This is a genomic window from Paenibacillus sp. PAMC 26794, assembly GCF_000316035.1.
Lineage (GTDB): Bacteria > Bacillota > Bacilli > Paenibacillales > Paenibacillaceae > Paenibacillus.
In genome coordinates this window covers 124847-145347 of the sequence record NZ_ANHX01000071.1, presented here as the reverse complement: position 1 = coordinate 145347, position 20501 = coordinate 124847, and the positions used below count along the sequence as shown (strand labels likewise).

The window sequence follows — 20501 nt, the reverse complement described above, 5'->3', positions numbered from 1 at the left end:
ACCGACAAGAATGGACTAATGCAATACTCCAAAGAGAGCCTGTGCCAAGTGAGTGTAGGAGTCTCTAGGCAGAGGCGGGTTTCCTTTGAATAAACAACGCTCCAAGGTGATAGGTTTCCGCAAAATGGAATATCACCTTCTTTTGCATTTTTTTCATAAACGACATGAAACTACATATTGAGAAGTGGGCCTTAAGATGTGGTATACTGAAGAGTATGAATGAAATGCAAAGAGGAGGTGCCTTGGAAGATGAAGGGCAAGCTAGTGCGGGCTGAGGGACACCTTGCCAATATTATACCGATTCACTTGGATGCTTCTTTCTTCTTTGAAAGAGCTGTCCGCTCGCTGGACCGTAATCATGTCGACAAGGCATTAAAATATTTTCGCAAAGCTGTTGAATACGAACCGGAAAATCCGGTAAATCATTGTAATATGGCGGGTATATTATCGGAGAAGGGGGATTACGAAGCCTCCAATGCCATTCTGGCTAACGTGCTGGAAGTGGTAGATCCGTCGATGACGGAATGTTATTTTTATATGGCGAACAATTATGCAAATATGGATCGGTTTGAGGAAGCCGAGCAAGCACTTGTTACCTATCTGGAGGAGGACACCCAAGGTCAGTTTATGACGGAAGCCGAAGAGATGATGGAGCTTCTGTATTATGAGCTGGATCGTCCGACCAAACTGAATCGAATCAAATCACGCAAAGGTGTAGTGGAGCACGATCAGGCACGGGAACTGCTGGAAGAAGGAAAATTTGCACAGGCTGCTGAATTGCTCGAAGGCATGTCTTCTGATTATCCTGATTACTTGGCTGCCCGTAACAATCTGGCACTCGCCTACTATTATATGGGTCTGTTTCCCAAAGCAAAAGAGACTATTGCCGAAGTGCTTGAACAGGAACCAGGTAATCTGCATGCACTCTGTAATCTGGCCATTTTCCATCAAAATGAGAACCGGGCTGATCAAGTGCTGCTTCTGATCAAAAAATTGCGGGTCATCGTGCCATTCCAGCACGAACAAGTCTACAAACTGGCGACAACGATGGGAATTCTGGGCCAACACGATACGGCTTATGTTCACTTCCGGCGTTTGCTCAAGGACGAAGAGACAGCTGCTGATCCGGCACTTGCTCACTATGCAGCGGTGGCGGCTTATAATACAGAACGTTATGATGCTGCTGAGCGTCTATGGCATCATGTGTCCAAGCTTGATCCGGGTTCCGAAGTATCCCGGTATTATCTGTCAGGTCTTGAGGCTGTAAGACAAGGCGAGCAAGAGCCAGAGAAGCTGAGCTATCACTATCATCTGCCATTTGATGAGCAGTTCAGACAGTGGGAGAACTATGGTAGTGGCATACCTGAAGAAATGAAGAATGATCCACTGATTCGCTCATCTTTCTTTTGGGCATTGCGTCATGGTGATCGGGCAACCAAGCTACAAGTTATTCATGCGCTTGGGATGATCGGTGACTATGAGGTGCAGCAGGCTCTGCAATCTTTTATCGAAGAGCCAGGAGAAGAACAGGATCTGCTTGAGGCAGCACAAACTGTACTGAACGGATTGAAATCGGCTGAACATGAGGATCGGAATTCTCAGGTGGTTCGACCCTTTTCTCCTGTAGCCTTAAAGTCTATTGGGAAGGTTCAATCTTCATCAGAGCAATCGGACACTGGTTCAACCTCCCATTGGCAGGCTGTTGTTGATCGTGCGTTACAGATGTCTGAAGCAAAGGCTGAGTTGCAGCAAGAGATGGAACGGCTCTGGACGGATTATGTATCCCGGGTACATCCGGAGGTTCCGGGTACGAAGCAGATTGAGGGTTGGGCTGCAGGACTTGAATATTTGGCAGCGAAGAATCACAGTCGGCCCGTTACCTATCAAAGCATTGCTGAGCGGTATGGGATATCGGCATCAACGGTTAGCAAGTATGCTAAACAGATTCATTCGGTTTGTAACAGCAAGCCACCACTTGTATAGAAAGTTCGCTTTAACTCGTTTTCAGAAAGACATCATCAGGTGAAGGATACAACAACCGGGAAAACGGGTAAACTTAACGAATGGGCCTCGTAAACGCCTGTAGGATATCATCTTGGCAAGTTCATCGCTAGTACAACACATTCTCACCTTAATTAAGGAGGCTGTATCTATATGTCTAAATACAGAACGATTGTGATCGGAACGGGACCTGCGGGTCTGACAGCAGCGATATATCTGGCTCGTGCTAATCTGAAACCACTGGTTATCGAAGGTCTTCAGCCGGGTGGTCAATTGACGACGACAACGGAAGTTGAGAATTTCCCCGGTTTCCCGCAAGGTATCATGGGTCCGGAACTGATGGACAACATGCGTAAGCAAGCTGAACGTTTTGGAGCGGAATTCAAAAACGGTTGGGTGGAAGAGGTTGATTTCAGCAAACCGCCCTTCAAGGTCAAAGTTGGAGGAATCGGTGAACTGGAAGCTGAATCGATCATTATCTCCACAGGTGCTTCCGCTCGTTATCTCGGTATTCCGGGTGAGCAGGAAAATGTGGGACGTGGTGTAAGTACATGCGCGACATGTGACGGCTTCTTCTTCCGAGGCAAAAAAATCGTGGTCGTGGGCGGTGGAGACTCCGCGATGGAAGAAGCGAGTTTCCTGACTCGTTTTGCAACGGATGTCACACTGGTTCACCGCAGGGATGAATTGCGTGCATCGAAGATTATGCAGGATCGGGTTCGTAGTAATGAGAAGGTGAAGTGGGCACTGAACCGTACTCCACTTGAGGTGGTGCCTGAAGCACTGGGCGTTAAAGGGCTGAAGGTGCGCAACAACGAGACGGGGCAGGAAGAGTTGCTTGAAGCGGATGGCGTATTCATTGCCATTGGTCACACACCGAATACCGGATTCCTGGGGAATGCGATTACGACGGACGAACATGGATATGTTGTGGTTAAACCGGGAACAACGGAGACCAATATTCCAGGTGTATTTGCCTGTGGTGATGTTCAGGATACGAAGTATCGTCAAGCCATCACGGCAGCCGGATCAGGATGTATGGCAGCGATGGATTGCGAGAAGTTCCTTGAAGGAAGCATTGTCCATGACTGGAGCGAAACGTTGGATAAGTAAGCATTACGTGCGTGTGGTTGGGCATATGCTAGGAATAAGAGACAACGGAAAGTCTCATGATGTGAGAGAAGCCGGAAGGCTTCTCTTTTTTTGAAACTACAGTGGGCATGAGTTCGTATACATATGGGGCATATTAGCGGTGAGGTGAAGATTTTGGGGGAAATGATAAAAGATTGGTTACGGAATGCGACAGTGAGACGGTTTTTGATTCTGCTCTTGTTCTGTTTAATTTTGTTCAGTATGGGGAGTATGTTACACATGATTCTGCTGTTGTTCCTGGTGACGTATGTCATGAACAGGTTGCAGCATTTCATTACAGGTGGTTTGAATCGGTTGTTTCCAATCAATTATAAAGTTGTGGTCATCCTGCTCTATATGATTGTAATTGCAGTAATTGTGCTTGGCATTTCCAGATATTCACCACGGATCGTGGATCAGGTCGTTCAGTTGACGAATGAGATTATGAAATTTCTGGATAGTGCAGACGGTGATAATTTTGCATCCAAAATTGCGGGTTATCTTCAATCCTTCGATATCAAAAATTACACTAATGATGCATTGAAATATATTTTCGCTTTGAGCAAATGGCTGGAGTTTATTCTGCTCGTCATCATTCTGAGTCTGTTCTTCTTGTTGCAGAAGCAGGAGATATCCAAGTTCACGTCCAAGTTCAAAACAAGTAAAATTGGATGGTTCTACAATGAAGTTGCTTATCTGGGAGACAAATTCGTGTCTTCTTTTGGTAAAGTCATTGAGGCACAGCTTCTTATTGCGGTGTTTAATACGGTGCTGACGATACTGGGCTTATGGATTCTGGGTTTCCCGTATCTGTTCGCTCTGACCATTCTGGTGTTCATGCTCAGTCTGGTTCCCGTTGCGGGGGTTATCATCTCACTTGTACCGCTCTGTCTGATTGGGTATCAGATGGGTGGACTGAAATTAAGCATTATTGTGATCATTATGATTATTGTTATTCATGCTTTGGAGACGTACTTCCTGAATCCAAAACTGATGGCACACAAGACAAAATTGCCAATGTTCTACACCTTTATCGTACTAATTCTGTCGCAACACTTCCTGGGGATCTGGGGACTGATCATTGGTATTCCGATCTTTGTCTTCCTGCTCGATATTCTGGATGTGAACAAGATGGAGAAGACAGAAGAGCCGGTACGTGTGGAAACGAAGTTATAACGTAAGAAAATCAACTGAGCTTGACCCCATTCTACAACTTCAGATTTTTATAAAAGTAAGGGGGCCTTCCTGTGGATGGAAGGCTCTTTTTTTGTTGGCAATACCGCCATTAGATACTTTCTGCATGAGAATGGCAGGTGGTGGGGTGCATAAGACGAGTCACCTATATGAGGGGACGATGTTGATCTTTTATGAATGGAACGAGTGAAGATGTAATATCATGAGTTGAGGCTTCCTCTGTTATGGAGGAAGGAATTAAGCGTGCGTTTATAAATGAAGGTATTGAGGATGTATACGTATTCAAAAATGCTATGTGATGTGGTTCACAACCCTGCTGAAGCATGATGTATGCAAGGTCCTATCGTCTTGACCCAGGCGTATCCTTCAATTATAGTTGGTACGTAGGACTTAAACTATTTTAGATAGATAAAGGTGGCTTGCAGCATGTCTGAGAAAATCTACGTTGGGGTCGATCTCGGCGGAACAGCAATCAAGGTCGGTATATGCGATGAACAAGGTCAGCTAATGCATACGTATGAAGGACCGACTGAAGTGGATAAGGGCGTAGACACGGTCATCGCCAACATCGAGAAGTATGTCCGACATATCGTAGCCGAATCACCTTACAGTTGGGAACAGCTTGAGGGTGTGGGTGCTGGAGTGGCCGGTTTCACGAATGTACGCGAGGGAATTATCGTTCATGCCCCTAACATTGGATTTCGGAATGTGGCCATTCGTTCGATTCTGGAAGAACGTCTGGGCAAGCCGATCAAAATAGATAACGATGCAAACGTGGCTGCACTGGGTGAAGTATGGGCAGGCGCCGGTAAAGGCGTAGACAATTGCGTATGTTATACACTCGGTACAGGCGTTGGCGGAGGCTTGATCTTGAATGGTAACATTTATCAGGGTTTCTCCGGTATGGCGGGAGAACTGGGTCATATCAGTGTTGTACCTGATCTGGAAGCCATCAAGTGCGGTTGTGGTAAAATGGGATGTGTAGAAACAGTATCGTCTGCAACAGGAATTATCCGTATGGCGAAGGATGCAGTAGAACGTGGTGATCATACGTCACTGGCACTCGTCGACAAGATTGCAGCCAAAGAAGTATTTGATGCTGCCAAGGCAGGCGATGAAGTGGCACAGCGCATTGTGAATCGTGCGGCCTTTTACCTGGGCAAGTCCATGGCTACTGTAGCAGCTGTCATTAACCCGGAGATGTTCATCATCGGTGGCGGCGTATCCAAAGCAGGCAATTTCTTGTTTGATGAAATCCGTACTGTGTTTGCTAAGCTGACGCCAGAACCGTTGCAAGATGGGGTTCAGATTCTGGAAGCTACACTTGGTAATAATGCAGGTATTGTGGGTGCAGCAGGTCTTCTCTTGCGCTCCTAGTACCCTCGTAACAATATATGAAGACAGCAATATGATAAGGAGGGGACATTTATGCTTGAAGGTGAAGGATCACCAGGCACAGGCGCCACGCTCATTATCATTACGGGCATGTCCGGAGCAGGTAAAACCATTGCAGTACAAAGCCTGGAGGATCTGGGTTTCTTCTGTGTGGATAATCTACCGCCGGTATTGATTCCAAAATTTGCGGAACTAATTGAACAGTCAAACGGCAAGATTGGTAAGGTTGCATTGGTTATCGATCTGCGCGGGCGTGAATTCTTTACGGCTCTGTCCGAGTCTTTGAACTATATTAAAGATCATTTTACCATTCATTGCGAGATTTTATTCCTGGATGCTACAGATTCTGTACTTGTTCAGCGTTACAAAGAAAGCAGGCGCAGACATCCTCTGGCTCCTGAGGGCATGCCGCTGGACGGCATCCGACTGGAACGCAAGATGTTGGAGGAACTCAAAAACTCTGCGACTCAGGTACTGAATACAAGCACAATGAAGCCTGCTCAACTGAAAGAACGCATCATATCCCGCTTTTCTCATCTCGAGAGCCAAATGCTGTCGGTGAATATTACGTCGTTTGGATTCAAGTACGGCATTCCGATTGATGCTGATCTGGTGTTTGATGTACGTTTTTTACCGAATCCACATTATATTGATCATTTGCGTCCGAATACGGGACAGAATAGTGATGTGTATGAATATGTTATGAAATGGCCAGAGACACAGGCGTTTCTAACCAAGCTGCTGGATATGCTGCATTTCCTGATTCCGCAATATCGGAAGGAAGGCAAAAGCCAGGTTATTATTGGAATCGGCTGTACCGGAGGCAAGCATCGTTCGGTAGCAATATCGGAATATTTGGGCAAGATGTTGGGAAGCAGCGAGACTGAAGCTGTTACCGTGAGCCATCGCGACGCTGACCGGGACCGTCATTGAAGAGGGTGAAGGGATGAAAGAGGCCGGACCACGAAGAGAACGTCCGAGAATAGTTGTAATGGGCGGCGGAACCGGATTATCCGTGATGCTGCGCGGTTTGAAAGAGAAGCCGCTGGATATCACGGCCATCGTCACAGTTGCAGATGACGGTGGAAGTTCAGGCATCCTGCGCAATGAGCTACAGATGCCGCCTCCGGGCGACATTCGCAACGTGCTTACGGCACTGGCTGATGTAGAACCATTGCTTTCAGATATGTTGAAGTACCGTTTCAATACAGGCGCGGGGCTTGCAGGCCACAGCTTGGGAAATTTGATTTTGGCTGCAATGACGGATATTTCGGGCGACTTTGTGACCGCAGTGCGGGAGCTTAGCCGCGTGTTTGCCGTTCGAGGTGAGGTATTGCCAGCCGCCGGCCAGGCCGTGGTGTTGCATGCGGAGATGGAAGATGGGACAATTATTACAGGTGAGTCCAAAATCCCTGAGGCGGGTGGACGCATCAAACGTGTTTTCCTTGAACCGGATCACGTGGAGCCGTTGCCAGAGGCAGTAGAGGCCATTCGTCAAGCTGACGCCATTCTGATCGGGCCAGGCAGCCTCTATACAAGCATTCTTCCCAATCTGCTCGTACCTAAGCTTGCAGAAGCTGTGGTAGAGGCTGATGCGGTGAAGATGTTTATCTGTAATGTGATGACACAGCCGGGAGAAACAGATAACTATACGGTAAGTGACCACCTTAAGGCGGTACACGAGCATATAGGTCATCAGCTCTTCGACTATGTTATCGTAAATAATGGTGATATTCCGCTACAAGTGCAAAATAAGTATGCGGAAAAAGGAGCAAAACCGGTTGTACTGGATATGAATGTACTCGAAAGCGCTGGTTATCAGGTGGTTGCAGATACCCTTGTTCTGTTCAAAACCTATCTGCGCCATGATGCCGACAAGTTAAGTCATCACATCTACCAACTGGTACAAAATTGGATGTTACGGAAGAGGTGAAGTCCCATGTCGTTTGCAGCACAGACCAAAAAAGAGTTAACTATGATCGAGAGCGAACCGTGCTGCGAAAAGGCGGAACTTTCAGCCCTCATCCGTATGCTTGGTGCAGTGCAGTTATCGAATAAAAAAGTGATCTTGGATATTTCGACGGAGAATGCCGCCATTGCAAGACGGGCATACTCTCTGCTTAAAAAGCAATTTCAAGTGCATACGGAATTACTGGTCCGCAAAAAAATGCGGCTGAAAAAGAACAATGTATATATTGTTCGTATTCCAACCATGGTACAGGAGATTCTCAATAGTCTTCATATTGTATCTGAGGGCTTTCTCTTTACCCCAGGGATCAGTACGGAGTTGTTTCAGCAAAACTGTTGTAAACGGGCCTATCTTCGCGGTGCATTTCTGGCAGGTGGATCGGTTAATAACCCGGAAGGTTCTTCATATCATCTGGAGATTGCGTCCATGTACGAAGAACACTGTCAGGCCCTGGTCGATCTGGCCAATGAATTTCATCTGAATGCCCGATGTATAGAACGGAAAAAAGGATTCATCCTATACATCAAGGAAGGCGAGAAAATCATTGAGCTGCTCAGCATCATTGGTGCTCATCAGGCCTTGTTCAAGTTTGAAGACGTACGTATTATGCGAGATATGCGTAACTCCGTTAACCGGATTGTCAATTGTGAGACCGCCAACCTGAACAAAACGATCGGAGCAGCGGTAAGACAAATCGATAATATCCGGTTGTTGCAAAAGGAAGTTGGTCTGGAATCGCTGCCCGAGAAGCTTCGCGAAGTGGCGGAGGTTCGACTCGCTCATCCCGATATCAACTTGAAGGAAGTGGGCGAACTCCTCAAAGGTACAGTCAGCAAGTCGGGAGTGAACCATCGGCTTCGCAAAATTGATGAGTTGGCTGAGAAAGTACGCACAGAACGTTATGGTTAAGACGGAGTAGGGTAAAGTAACAAGGTCGGCTGTTTCTGCTGAACAGAAAGGTCGGGAAAGTCAACCGTTAAGGATCTAGGGGACTTACTTAGGTCATTGGATGCGCTGTGCAAAAGATGAAATTAGGGCAAGATAACGTCCGTCAAAGCACCTTGAGTTTTTTCTTCTAGTGTCCTGCACGGGTTAATGGTATAATGTTGTTTAAATATAATTGTGTATTTAATGTCCAGATTTCATAATAGGGGGTAAGTTTCCATGACAAAGCACCCGGTAGTTGTCCGTTTGAAAACGGGTCTCCATGCCAGACCTGCTGCACTGTTCGTTCAAGAAGCGAATAAGTACTCGTCTGAAGTGTTCGTCGAGAAGGACGACAAAAAAGTTAATGCAAAAAGTATCATGGGGATCATGAGCCTTGCAATTAGCACAGGTACGGAAATCCAGATTAGTGCAGAAGGCGCGGATGCCGAACAGGCTGTAAACGCTTTAGTTAGTCTGGTAAGCAAGGAAGAGCTCGAAAACCAATAAGATATGATCAATCCAATGAAGAAGTCCCGAAAGGGGCTTTTTTGCGTTTTTTACGTTTATGCTCTCGTCAAGTGCAACATTATGGAATTTGTCCCGTCTGTTAAGGTATCAAATCGTTTAAAGTTTGAGATGTTAACACATAAGGAGGCTATCGTGATGGGTAAACAATGGATGAAACCGTTTGGTGCGGTGCTAGTGGCAAGTACGTTGCTTGTTGGAGGAACAGCATGGGTTGCACCAGGTAACTATGCTTACGCTGCAGAGGTTCAGGGAGTACAACAGAATGTGATTAATGTTGTGGGTAAAGGTGAGATTCAGGTGAAGCCTGATATCGCTTATCTGTCCATTGGTGTGAACAGTACTGCAGAGACAGCTGCATCTGCTCAAAAAGCGAATGCTGCCAAAGTTCAAAAGGTATCCAACTTGCTGAAGAACACGTGGAAGATCAGTGCAGACGACATTCAAACGAGTCAGTTCTCTGTACAACCCAACTATACGTATAGCGAAAAAGACGGACAACAAATTAAAGGATATACAGCGCATCATACGCTGACAGTCACATATCGTCAGATGGACAAGATCGGCGAGTTACTCGATGCTGCTTCGGGGGCGGGTGCCAACAATATTGAAAACGTGCGCTTTACTGTAGAAAATCCGGAAAGTTATGAATCCCAAGTGATTGAGAAAGCTGTTGCCAATGCAGATGTGAAAGCGGGCGCCATTGCAAAAGCAGTTAAACGTCAACTGGGTGCTGTTCTTTCCGTGAGCCAAGGTGATGCCAATGTGCCTGTATTCTATGCAAGTGAGGCTTTGATGTCCAAAGTAGCAGATACAGCAGGTGGCACTGAGATTGAAACAGGCCAGGTTAAAGTAAGTACAATCCTGAATATCACGTATGAAATGAAATAAAAGATCTAACTAAGGACTGTAAGCTCAAGTAACCTTTTCAAGTGTCATTTGAAGGGTACAACGAAATAATGACAAAGACTTTGTCCTGTGGACAGAGTCTTTTTTGTTGGAAAAGCAAACTTTGATGAAGTTAAATAGGAGGGTACCTTTTTGAAGCAACATGAAATGCTGTATATTGGTATCTTTTTTGTATAGTTGTTCGTGACAAAAAGGTCATATCCCGTTATATTTTCGGTCTGATATTCATCAACATTGTAACTCGAGCTGTAAACCTTTCCGAAATCGGGTTAATTATAATAGAGAGGTGAGCGTATGAGATATGCGATCAGGTCAGGATTACATACGCAATGATCCCTAATTGTGAATTCAGAGAGGAGTTTTATATATGACATCATGGAAAAAATGGACAAGTGCTTTGCTTGCAGCAGGAATTATTGTAGGTAGCGGTTCGGTGTGGCAGGACAGTTCGGTTCAGGCAGCATCGGTATCCTCAAAAGTGACAACCCCGGCTGAGGTAACTCTGAAATCGGGTGGAAAAACACTGACTCAAAAAGGACTTCTTCAAGGTGGCTCAACTTGGGTATCTCTTACTGCAGTTAAAGATGTGGCAGGTGGAACGCTGAAATATGATGCGAAAACCAAAGAGTACGCTTTGACAGCAGCCAATAACACGATGACGATCAGCCTATTGGATGGCGAGCCGAGTGTTCGAATTAACAACTATTATCCTCAAGTGGACGCAAAGCTGATCAACGGCAGATTGTATATCCCATTCTCAGCAATGAGAGATTATCTGGGTGTACAGGGGAATTGGGATGGCAAAACCAAGACGTTGACACTCAGCAAGGTGAAACAAAATAACGTTAAAATTAAAGCGGCAACAGTTAATGTCACTGTGAAAAATGCTGAAGTAGATGTTCAATATCCGCAGGTGAGTGGACTTGCCAGCAAAGAAGCTGAAGCGGCGATCAACAAAGTGCTGAAAGACGAAGTGGATGCTTATGTAGCTGACTTCAAGAAACAGACATCTGAATTCGGCGGTGCAACAGCCAATCGTCCATATGCATTTGAGAGCTCTTATGTCGTGACGTATAACGAAAAAGGCGTGCTAGGACTCATTACACAACGATATGAGGATTATGCTGGCGCTCATGGTATGACATACCGTACGGGCCACACCTTTGCACTGGACACAGGTAAGGAGCTTACGTTAGATGATGTGCTGCAAAATAACAAAACCATGCGTGAGACGTTGAGTAAAAAAGTGGGTGAACAACTGAAAGCCCGCGGCGGGTACCTCGACGGTTACAAAGGGTTAGATAAAGATCAAGATTTCTATGTGACACCAACGGGTGTAGTTGTGTTCTTCCAGTTGTATGAGTATACGGCGTACGCAGAAGGATTCCCTGAAATGCCATTTATGTACAAAGAGCTTCTCCCTAAAGGCACAGAACCTTTCAGTAATGTAAATGGAACCAAATAAAGAATCATTATTATGCACTCTTAAGTTATCTTCTTATAAAATATCTTTTCTATAAAATGAAAAAAAGAAGCCCCCATCATGATTATGATGAGGGCTTCTTCCCGTATAGACAACACAATGAGGTGTTGCTGATTACGTTAGGTGTTGATTATGTTAACGCATAGACCGTGGTCTACGTCACACTTAGATGCCTTGTGATCCTACGTTTTCAATAACTTTATCAATGATACCGTAATCGGCGGCTTCAGCAGCACTCATGAAGTAGTCACGATCTGTATCTTTCTCAATCCGCTCCAGCGGTTGACCTGAACGCTCAGAGATGATGCGGTTCAAGGTATCACGCATTTTCAAGATGCGACGAGCACGGATTTCGATGTCAGAAGCCTGACCTTGTGCACCACCAAGTGGTTGGTGAATCATAATTTCACTGTTTGGTAATGCAAAACGTTTACCTTTTGCACCGGCATTCAACAAGAATGCACCCATGGAAGCCGCCATACCTACACAGATGGTAGAAACATCCGGTTTGATGAATTGCATTGTATCGTAAATGGCCATACCGGCTGTAATCGATCCGCCTGGGCTGTTGATGTATAAGTGAATGTCTTTCTCCGGATCTTCCGCAGCCAGGAACAACATCTGTGCCATAATGGCATTAGCCACTACGTCATTAACATCGCTACCAAGGAAAATAATACGATCCTTCAGCAATCTGGAGTAGATGTCGTAGGCGCGCTCACCCCGGTTGCTCTGTTCAACGACCATTGGAATAAAACTCACGTGAAAAACCTCCTTGGAATGTAAATGTTATTGGTGTTTATACTTAAACTGTTACCGTATTACCCACATAATAAACAATTCCAAACAAAAAGTCAAAGAAAGTCAAACTAACTTGCAAAAAAAAGAAACCTTTCCGGTTTCATTGGTTAAATGGGTTATGAGCTGTTAAATAAAAATGGCGCGCCCGCCAAGAATCGAACTTGGATCTCAGGCTTCGGAGGCCTACGTCATATCCATTGGACCACGGGCGCACATTATGTGACAGCAATAATGATTATAGCTCATGAAATATTTAATTGCAAGCAGTTCGTTGTGGTATTGGTTTGGATTAACCTAAAAATGATCATGATGAAGAAGAGTGGATAAAGAGTACATTTAAGTAAATGCTATTAGAGGTTTTGGACATGCCGTATGAAATGTGATTCTGAGCGATATGTAGACCGAGTTCATTTGTTTCCTCTATATATGGTATGCGTGAGCTAGTCCTTGATCATGGAAGTCTAGGATTGTGAAAATAGGCGCGTACAAACGCTGGATGCGTGTCGAAATAACACGTTGAAACACTTGCATGTCACGTCAGTTTTAGGTAGAATAGAAGTGGGACTTAAAAAGTTAACCCGGGACGTTTTAGGGCCACGAAAGAGAGCTTGGAACGAGAACTTGCGGGAGTGGAAAGCATGCGAACGATTTTAGAAGTACAAAAGCAGCTTCTGCCTGATCTCATGGATATCTTGAAAAAGAGGTATACGATTCTGCAACAGATCATGTTATCGGATGTGATCGGACGGAGAACGTTAGCTAATTCCATGCAGATGACCGAGCGGGTTCTGAGGGCTGAGACCGATCTGTTAAAGGCTCAGGGACTTATTGAAATTGACAGTGCAGGAATGAAGATCAGCGAGGCAGGGTATGATTTGCTGCAGCAGTTAGAGCCCGTAGCCAAAGAGCTGTTCGGATTATCCGAGCTGGAAGAGCGCATCAAGCAAGCCTACGGTCTGCAAAAGGTAGTTGTGGTTCCTGGCGATTCGGACGTTTCTCCGTTTGCCAAAAGGGAACTGGGCAGAGCCGGAGCGAAGGCTCTCGGCAATATCATGAGTGACAACGACGTTGTCGCCGTTACTGGCGGTTCAACAACGGCCGAAGTCGCAGAACAACTAAATCCGCCAACATCGCTCAAAGGTGTCTGGTTCGTACCAGCACGCGGTGGGCTTGGAGAAAGCCTCGAAATTCAGGCTAATACGATCGCATCCACAATGGCAAAACGGGTAGGGGCGCAATACAAACTCCTGCATGTACCGGATTTGCTCAGTGATCATGCCTATGAATCATTAATCCAGGACCCTAGTGTTCAGGAGATTCTGCAGCTGATCAGGCAATCACGGATTGTTATTCATGGAATTGGTGATGCCGTAGAGATGGCCAAAAGACGCAAACTTGCGACTGAGATTATTGATGAACTTCAAGAGCAAGGGGCCGTATCTGAATCTTTCGGTTATTACTTTAATGATCAGGGTGAGGTGGTACATACCATGCTTACACTGGGTATGCGACTTCAGGATATTGAACGAACCGATGTTGTGATTGGAATTGCAGGTGGCAAAAGCAAAGCTGCTGCTATACATTCCGTGTTGCGATTTGGTCAGGAAGATATTCTGATTATTGATGAGGCTGCTGCCGAAGTCATCGTTGCTGAAATGGAATAAGGGTTTACTTTGCATCACAACTATTGTTGTCTTGACGGACTTCACCGTCTGTCTTGAATATATAAGTTTCATAAAAAAAATTAATCAAAACTTGGGAGGAACTTACTCATGATTAAAGTAGGTATTAACGGTTTTGGACGTATTGGACGCTTGGCATTCCGCCGTATTCAAAATGTAGCAGGCATCGAGGTAGTAGCAATCAACGACTTGACTGACGCTAAAATGCTCGCTCATTTGCTCAAATATGATACAACTCAAGGTCGCTTCGATGGCGATGTTGAAGTACACGATGGCTTCTTCAAAGTGAACGGCAAAGAAGTTAAAGTATTGGCTAACCGTAACCCGGAAGAACTTCCTTGGGGCGACCTGGGCGTAGATATCGTTCTGGAATGTACTGGTTTCTTCACAACTAAAGAAGCAGCTGAGAAACACTTGAAAGGTGGAGCTAAGAAAGTTGTTATCTCCGCACCAGCTACTGGCGACATGAAAACCATCGTTTACAACGTAAACCATGAAATCCTCGACGGTACTGAAACTGTAATCTCCGGCGCATCTTGCACAACAAACTGCCTGGCACCTATGGCAAAAACACTGCAAGACAAATTCGGAATCGTTCAAGGTTTGATGACTACAATTCACGCTTACACTGGCGACCAAAACACACTGGATGCTCCACACCCTAAAGGTGACTTCCGTCGTGCTCGCGCAGCAGCTGAAAACATCATCCCTAACACAACTGGCGCTGCTAAAGCAATCGGTCTGGTAATCCCAGAACTGCAAGGCATCCTTGACGGTGCAGCTCAACGTGTACCAGTAGCTACTGGTTCCCTGACTGAGCTCGTAACTGTTCTGAACAAAAAAGTAACTGCTGAAGAAGTTAACGCAGCTATGCAAGAAGCTTCCGATCCAGAAACTTTCGGATACACAGAAGACGAAATCGTATCTTCCGATATCCAAGGAATCACTTTCGGTTCCCTGTTTGATGCAACTCAAACTAAAGTTCTGACTGTTGGCGACCAACAATTGGTTAAAACTGTAGCTTGGTATGACAATGAAATGTCCTACACTGCACAATTGGTTCGCACTTTGGAGCACTTTGCAAAAATGATTAAGTAATATCTGCAATAACATAGAGCGGAAACAGATGCTATATTGTTTCCGCTCTTTATATATCTACATTTTGCAAATTTCTCAAAAACACCAGGATTGACAAGTGATTTTAGCTCTTGATTGGTCCACCAAATACATGGGTGCGGAGGAAATACAGATGAACAAAAAAAGTGTACGCGATATCGAATTGACAGGAAAACGGGTTTTTGTCCGTGTAGATTTCAATGTGCCGCTCGAAGATGGTAAAATTACAGATGACAAACGTATTCGTGCAACGCTTCCTACAATCAACTTCTTGATTGAAAAAGGCGCTAAAGTCATTTTGGCAAGTCACATGGGTCGTCCTAACGGCGAATTGGTTGAATCCTTGCGTTTGACTCCAGCAGCTGAGCGTTTGTCTGAATTGCTTGGTAAAACAGTCGTTAAAGCTGACGATTCCGTTGGCGAAGCTGTTAAAGCTCAAATCGCTGAACTGAACAACGGCGACGTATTGTTGCTTGAAAACGTTCGTTTCCACGCAGGCGAAGAGAAAAATGATTCAGAACTCGCAAAACAATTTGCTGAACTGGCTGACATTTTCGTTAACGATGCGTTTGGCGCGGCTCACAGAGCACACGCTTCGACAGAAGGTATCGCTCACCTGTTGCCAGCGGTATCCGGTCTGTTGATGGAGAAAGAACTTGAAGTGTTGGGTAAAGCAATCTCCAACCCTGAGCGTCCTTTCACAGCTATCATTGGTGGATCCAAAGTTAAGGACAAAATCGATGTAATCGACAACCTGCTGAACATTGCAGACAACGTAATCATCGGTGGCGGTCTGACTTACACGTTCTTCAAAGCACAAGGACATGAAATTGGACAATCCTTGCTGGATGATTCCAAACTTGATGTTGCTCTCGGTTTTATCGAAAAAGCGAAAAAATTGGGCAAAAACTTCTACCTGCCGGTAGATATCGTAGTGTCTGACGATTTCAGTGCGAAAGCAAACACACAAATCGTTGACATCGATGGTATCCCAGCAGATTGGGAAGGTATCGACATCGGTCCTAAAACACGTGAGATCTATGCTGACGTAATCAAAAACTCCAAATTGGTTGTATGGAATGGACCAATGGGCGTATTTGAAATCGAGCCATTCTCCCACGGTACTCGTGCAGTAGCGGAAGCTTGCGCTGAGACAGAAGCTTACACTGTAATTGGTGGCGGTGACTCCGCAGCAGCAGCTGAGAAGTTCAAATTGGCTGATAAAATGAACCACATCTCCACAGGTGGCGGTGCATCGCTCGAGTTCATGGAAGGTAAAGTACTTCCAGGCGTAGTTGCATTAAACGACAAGTAAGTTTTAGTCTATAGCATGAAGGAGTTGAAACCCATGAGAACACCGATTATCGCAGGTAACTGGAAAATGTTCAAAACGGTTTCCGAATCCAATGACTTCATTCAGGAAGTTAAAGGAAAAGCGGAAGTTGAAGGCGTGGAAACTGTAATCTGCGCACCGTTTACAAATCTGCCGTCCCTGGTAGAAGCTGTTAAAGGCACAAACATCAAAATTGGTGCACAAAATCTTCATTTTGAAGACAACGGTGCATTCACAGGCGAAATCAGCGGCGTAATGCTGAAAGACCTGGGTGTGGATTATGTCATTATTGGTCACTCGGAGCGCCGTCAATATTTTGCGGAAACTGATGAGACTGTCAATAAAAAGTTGCATGCAGCATTCCGTCACGGATTGACTCCAATCTTTTGCCTTGGTGAGACGCTTGAAGAGCGCGAAGCGAACCAAACAAAAGACGTATGCAAAGTGCAAACAGAAGCTGCTTTGGCAGGTCTGTCTGCAGAGCAAGCGGCACAAGTCGTTATCGCTTATGAGCCAATCTGGGCGATTGGTACAGGCAAATCCTCCACTTCCCAAGATGCGAATGAAGTTATTGCTTACATCCGTACACTGGTGAAGGATCTGTACAACGAGACGGTTGCGAGTGCTGTTCGTATTCAATACGGCGGCAGTGTTAAACCGGAGAACGTAACAGAATACCTCGGACAAAGCGACATCGACGGCGCGCTTGTTGGCGGTGCCAGCTTGCAGCCGGCTTCGTTCATCGCGCTTGTTGAGGGGGCGAAGTAAGATGACAGCTCCAAAACCTGTAGCACTGATCATCATGGATGGCTTTGGTCTGCGTAACACGGTGGAAGGCAACGCGGTAGCGCAAGCCAAGAAACCGAACTACGACCGTTTCATGAGCCAATTCCCACATACAACTCTTACTGCTTGCGGTGAAGCTGTAGGTTTGCCAGAAGGGCAAATGGGGAATTCCGAGGTAGGTCACCTGAACATTGGTGCCGGCCGGATCGTATACCAGGATTTGACCCGTATCTCCAAATCCATTCGTGACGGCGAGTTCTACGACAATGAAACACTTGTCAAAGCTGTTCGCGAAGCGAAACAAAGCGGCAAAAAGCTTCATCTCTACGGCTTGTTGTCCGATGGCGGCGTACATAGTCACATCGACCACCTGTTTGCTATGCTGGATCTGGCCAAAAAAGAAGGATTGAATGATGTATATATTCATGCTTTCATGGATGGCCGTGATGTTATGCCAGACAGTGGTAAAGACTTCATGCAGAAGCTGATCGCCAAGATTGAAGAAGTCGGTGTAGGACAAATCGCAACGGTTCAAGGTCGCTATTACGCGATGGACCGTGATAAACGTTGGGAACGGGTCGAGAAATCATACCGCGCCATCGTTTATGGAGATGGACCGAAATACACTGACCCACTCAAAGCGGTTGAAGAATCGTATGAGAAATCCGTATTTGATGAATTCGTTGAACCAACGGTTATCGTTAAAGCGGATGGTCAGCCGGTAGGTTTGGTAGAGAGCGGTGATTCCGTTATCTTCCTCAACTTCCGTCCTGACCGTGCGATCCAGTTGTCGCAAGTATTCACAAACCAGGATTTCCGCGGCTTCGATCGTGGTCCGAAGTTCCCTGTGGGCTTGCACTTTGTATGCTTGACTTTGTTCAGTGAGACGGTTGAAGGTTATGTGGCTTATTCGCCGAAGAACCTCGACAACACGCTGGGTGAAGTTCTGGTACAGAACAATAAAAAACAACTGCGTATTGCAGAAACTGAGAAATACCCGCACGTTACCTTTTTCTTCAGCGGCGGTCGTGATGTGGAGCTTCCGGGCGAAACTCGCGTACTGATCAACTCACCAAAAGTTGCAACGTATGACCTGCAACCGGAGATGAGCGCGTATGAAGTGGCTGACGCATGTGTTCGCGAGATCGAAGCAGACAAACATGACGCCATCATTCTGAACTTTGCTAACCCTGATATGGTTGGACACTCCGGCATGCTGGAGCCTACCATCAAAGCGGTTGAAGTAACAGATGAGTGCATGGGCCGTGTTGTGGATGCAGTACTTGCCAAAGGCGGCGTTGTACTGATCACTGCGGATCATGGTAACGCGGATATGGTGTTCGATGAGAAGGGACGTCCGTTCACAGCTCATACTACGAACCCAGTTCCATTTATCGTTACCGATGCAAATGTAACCCTGCGTGAAGGTGCAATCTTGGCGGATATCGCGCCAACGATTCTAGACCTGATGCAATTGCCTAAACCGGCTGAGATGACAGGTACATCCGTCATCGCTACCCGTAAATAAGTTACGCAACAACAGATATAAATTGGGCGGTTTGGCGTTTGCACATGGAACGAAGGCAGCAGAAATAGTCTGAAGAAGCGAAGCGCTCGCCTTTATCACATGATTTCAACTTATGAAAATAAGTTCAAAGAAATCAGGGGATAACAGTGATCAGAAGACGATTCTGCTGACGTAGTGAAATAAGGGCAAACACAAGCTGGTCCAAAAAATAAATCCCAACTATAAAGGAGATTATCACAAATGACTATTATTTCTGACGTGTACGCTCGCGAAGTCCTCGACTCCCGCGGTAACCCTACAGTAGAAGTTGAAGTATACCTGGAGTCCGGCGCAATCGGACGCGCAATCGTTCCATCCGGTGCCTCCACTGGTGCCCACGAAGCAGTTGAGCTTCGCGATGGCGACAAATCCCGTTACCTCGGTAAAGGCGTTCTGCAAGCTGTTAAAAACGTAAACGAAACAATCGCTCCAGAAGTTATCGGTATGGATGCATTGGATCAACTGGGTATCGACAAATTGATGATCGCTTTGGATGGTACGCCAAACAAAGCTAAATTGGGTGCTAACGCAATCCTGGCTGTATCCATGGCTGTTGCTCGCGCAGCTGCTGATGCTCTTGATCTGCCATTGTACGTTTACCTGGGCGGATTCAACGCTAAAGTACTTCCAGTACCAATGATGAACATCATCAACGGTGGTGAGCATGCTGACAACAACATCGACGTTCAAGAGTTCATGGTTCTTCCTGTTGGAGCACCAAGCTTCAAAGAAGCTCTTCGCGTAGGCGCAGAAATCTTCCACAACCTGAAATCCGTACTGAGCTCCAAAGGCTTGAACACAGCTGTAGGTGACGAAGGTGGTTTCGCACCGAACCTTGGTTCAAATGAAGAAGCAATCACTACAATTATCGAAGCGATTGAAAAAGCAGGTTACAAGCCAGGCGTTGACGTATTCCTGGGTATGGACGTAGCTTCTACTGAGTTCTACAAAGATGGTAAATACACACTTGCTGGCGAAGGTAAATCTTACACTTCTGCTGAGTATGTTGACCTTCTGGCTTCATGGGTTGAGAAATACCCAATCATCACAATCGAAGACGGTATGTCCGAAGATGACTGGGATGGTTGGAAATTGCTCACAGAAAAACTGGGAGACAAAGTACAACTCGTTGGTGATGACCTGTTCGTAACGAACACTGAGCGTCTGGGTAAAGGTATCGACGAAGGTATCGGTAACTCCATCCTGATCAAAGTTAACCAAATCGGTACATTGACTGAAACATTTGATGCAATCGAAATGGCTAAACGCGCAGGATACACAGCTGTAATCTCTCACCGTTCCGGTGAGTCCGAAGACAGCACAATCGCTGATATCGCTGTTGCAACTAACGCTGGTCAAATCAAAACGGGTGCTCCTTCCCGTACAGACCGTATCGCGAAGTACAACCAATTGCTCCGCATTGAGGATCAACTGGGTGAACTGGCTCAATACAATGGTCTTAAAGGATTCTACAACCTTAAAAAATAAGCTGGATATCCAGCTTTTACGGGCAAGCCGGGTAACCGGCTTGTCTTTTTTCATTGAAACGGAGTAATGATATAACATAAGGATCACGCAGATGGTGAAATTTAGGGCATTGTATGAACTGTACTACTTGTAGTACAACCATAGCTATGTTACAATTAAAGTAACTGTTTTTATGGTGAGATGTTATGCCCACA

17 protein-coding genes and 1 tRNA gene are annotated in these 20501 nt (G+C 45.8%); 16 read left to right on the top strand and 2 right to left on the bottom strand.

What is annotated here, in order from left to right; translation table 11 throughout:
- The first annotated feature begins 249 nt into the window (after nucleotides 1–249).
- From D829_RS0122925 to D829_RS0122875, 10 genes are all read left to right on the top strand, one after another.
- A complete protein-coding gene (locus tag D829_RS0122925) occupies nucleotides 250–1983 on the top strand; it encodes a tetratricopeptide repeat protein (protein WP_017691256.1) in 1734 nt (577 codons plus the stop codon).
- A 171-nt stretch (nucleotides 1984–2154) separates the two neighbouring features.
- Complete coding sequence (gene trxB / locus D829_RS0122920) at nucleotides 2155–3114, top strand: thioredoxin-disulfide reductase (protein ID WP_017691255.1); 960 nt, start codon at nucleotides 2155–2157, stop codon at nucleotides 3112–3114.
- A 123-nt stretch (nucleotides 3115–3237) separates the two neighbouring features.
- Entirely contained in the window at nucleotides 3238–4308 is a 1071-nt protein-coding gene (locus D829_RS0122915; protein WP_193748500.1) for an AI-2E family transporter, read from the top strand.
- A gap of 444 nt (nucleotides 4309–4752) precedes the next feature.
- Nucleotides 4753–5703 carry an ROK family glucokinase gene (locus D829_RS0122905; RefSeq protein ID WP_017691252.1) on the top strand — a complete coding sequence of 317 codons (951 nt, stop codon included), beginning with the start codon at nucleotides 4753–4755 and terminating at the stop codon, nucleotides 5701–5703.
- Nucleotides 5704–5754: 51 nt separating this feature from the next.
- Nucleotides 5755–6654, top strand: coding sequence for an RNase adapter RapZ (gene rapZ, locus D829_RS0122900; protein WP_017691251.1), 900 nt, complete (start codon nucleotides 5755–5757; stop codon nucleotides 6652–6654).
- A 13-nt stretch (nucleotides 6655–6667) separates the two neighbouring features.
- On the top strand, nucleotides 6668–7654 hold the full coding sequence (locus tag D829_RS0122895; RefSeq protein ID WP_017691250.1) for a YvcK family protein: 987 nt from the start codon (nucleotides 6668–6670) through the stop codon (nucleotides 7652–7654).
- A 6-nt stretch (nucleotides 7655–7660) separates the two neighbouring features.
- Nucleotides 7661–8599, top strand: coding sequence for a DNA-binding protein WhiA (gene whiA, locus D829_RS0122890; protein ID WP_017691249.1), 939 nt, complete (start codon nucleotides 7661–7663; stop codon nucleotides 8597–8599).
- A 255-nt stretch (nucleotides 8600–8854) separates the two neighbouring features.
- Complete coding sequence (locus tag D829_RS0122885) at nucleotides 8855–9124, top strand: HPr family phosphocarrier protein (protein ID WP_017691248.1); 270 nt, start codon at nucleotides 8855–8857, stop codon at nucleotides 9122–9124.
- A 156-nt stretch (nucleotides 9125–9280) separates the two neighbouring features.
- Nucleotides 9281–10033 (top strand): SIMPL domain-containing protein, encoded by a 753-nt coding sequence (locus D829_RS0122880; RefSeq protein WP_017691247.1) that lies wholly within the window; start codon nucleotides 9281–9283, stop codon nucleotides 10031–10033.
- Nucleotides 10034–10418: 385 nt separating this feature from the next.
- The gene (locus tag D829_RS0122875) at nucleotides 10419–11516 is read left to right on the top strand and encodes a DUF4163 domain-containing protein (protein WP_017691246.1); all 1098 of its coding nucleotides are present in this window, start codon (nucleotides 10419–10421) and stop codon (nucleotides 11514–11516) included.
- Between the two features lie 183 nt (nucleotides 11517–11699).
- Here D829_RS0122875 and clpP read toward each other — a convergent pair whose 3' ends face one another.
- Nucleotides 11700–12296 (bottom strand): ATP-dependent Clp endopeptidase proteolytic subunit ClpP, encoded by a 597-nt coding sequence (gene clpP / locus D829_RS0122870; protein ID WP_017691245.1) that lies wholly within the window; start codon nucleotides 12294–12296, stop codon nucleotides 11700–11702.
- A gap of 176 nt (nucleotides 12297–12472) precedes the next feature.
- Nucleotides 12473–12547, bottom strand: a tRNA-Arg gene (locus D829_RS0122865).
- A 426-nt stretch (nucleotides 12548–12973) separates the two neighbouring features.
- Here D829_RS0122865 and D829_RS0122860 point away from each other — a divergent pair.
- The 6 genes from D829_RS0122860 to eno all read left to right on the top strand — a co-directional run bounded on the left by D829_RS0122860 (nucleotide 12974) and on the right by eno (nucleotide 20307).
- Entirely contained in the window at nucleotides 12974–13999 is a 1026-nt protein-coding gene (locus tag D829_RS0122860; RefSeq protein ID WP_017691244.1) for a sugar-binding domain-containing protein, read from the top strand.
- A gap of 108 nt (nucleotides 14000–14107) precedes the next feature.
- Nucleotides 14108–15115 (top strand): type I glyceraldehyde-3-phosphate dehydrogenase, encoded by a 1008-nt coding sequence (gap, locus tag D829_RS0122855; protein ID WP_017691243.1) that lies wholly within the window; start codon nucleotides 14108–14110, stop codon nucleotides 15113–15115.
- A 151-nt stretch (nucleotides 15116–15266) separates the two neighbouring features.
- Nucleotides 15267–16448 carry a phosphoglycerate kinase gene (locus D829_RS0122850; protein WP_017691242.1) on the top strand — a complete coding sequence of 394 codons (1182 nt, stop codon included), beginning with the start codon at nucleotides 15267–15269 and terminating at the stop codon, nucleotides 16446–16448.
- A 33-nt stretch (nucleotides 16449–16481) separates the two neighbouring features.
- The gene (gene tpiA / locus D829_RS0122845) at nucleotides 16482–17234 is read left to right on the top strand and encodes a triose-phosphate isomerase (protein WP_017691241.1); all 753 of its coding nucleotides are present in this window, start codon (nucleotides 16482–16484) and stop codon (nucleotides 17232–17234) included.
- A 1-nt stretch (nucleotide 17235) separates the two neighbouring features.
- Nucleotides 17236–18780 (top strand): 2,3-bisphosphoglycerate-independent phosphoglycerate mutase, encoded by a 1545-nt coding sequence (gene gpmI / locus D829_RS0122840; protein WP_017691240.1) that lies wholly within the window; start codon nucleotides 17236–17238, stop codon nucleotides 18778–18780.
- 240 nt (nucleotides 18781–19020) lie between these two features.
- Complete coding sequence (eno, locus tag D829_RS0122835) at nucleotides 19021–20307, top strand: phosphopyruvate hydratase (protein WP_017691239.1); 1287 nt, start codon at nucleotides 19021–19023, stop codon at nucleotides 20305–20307.
- The last annotated feature ends 194 nt before the right edge of the window (nucleotides 20308–20501 follow it).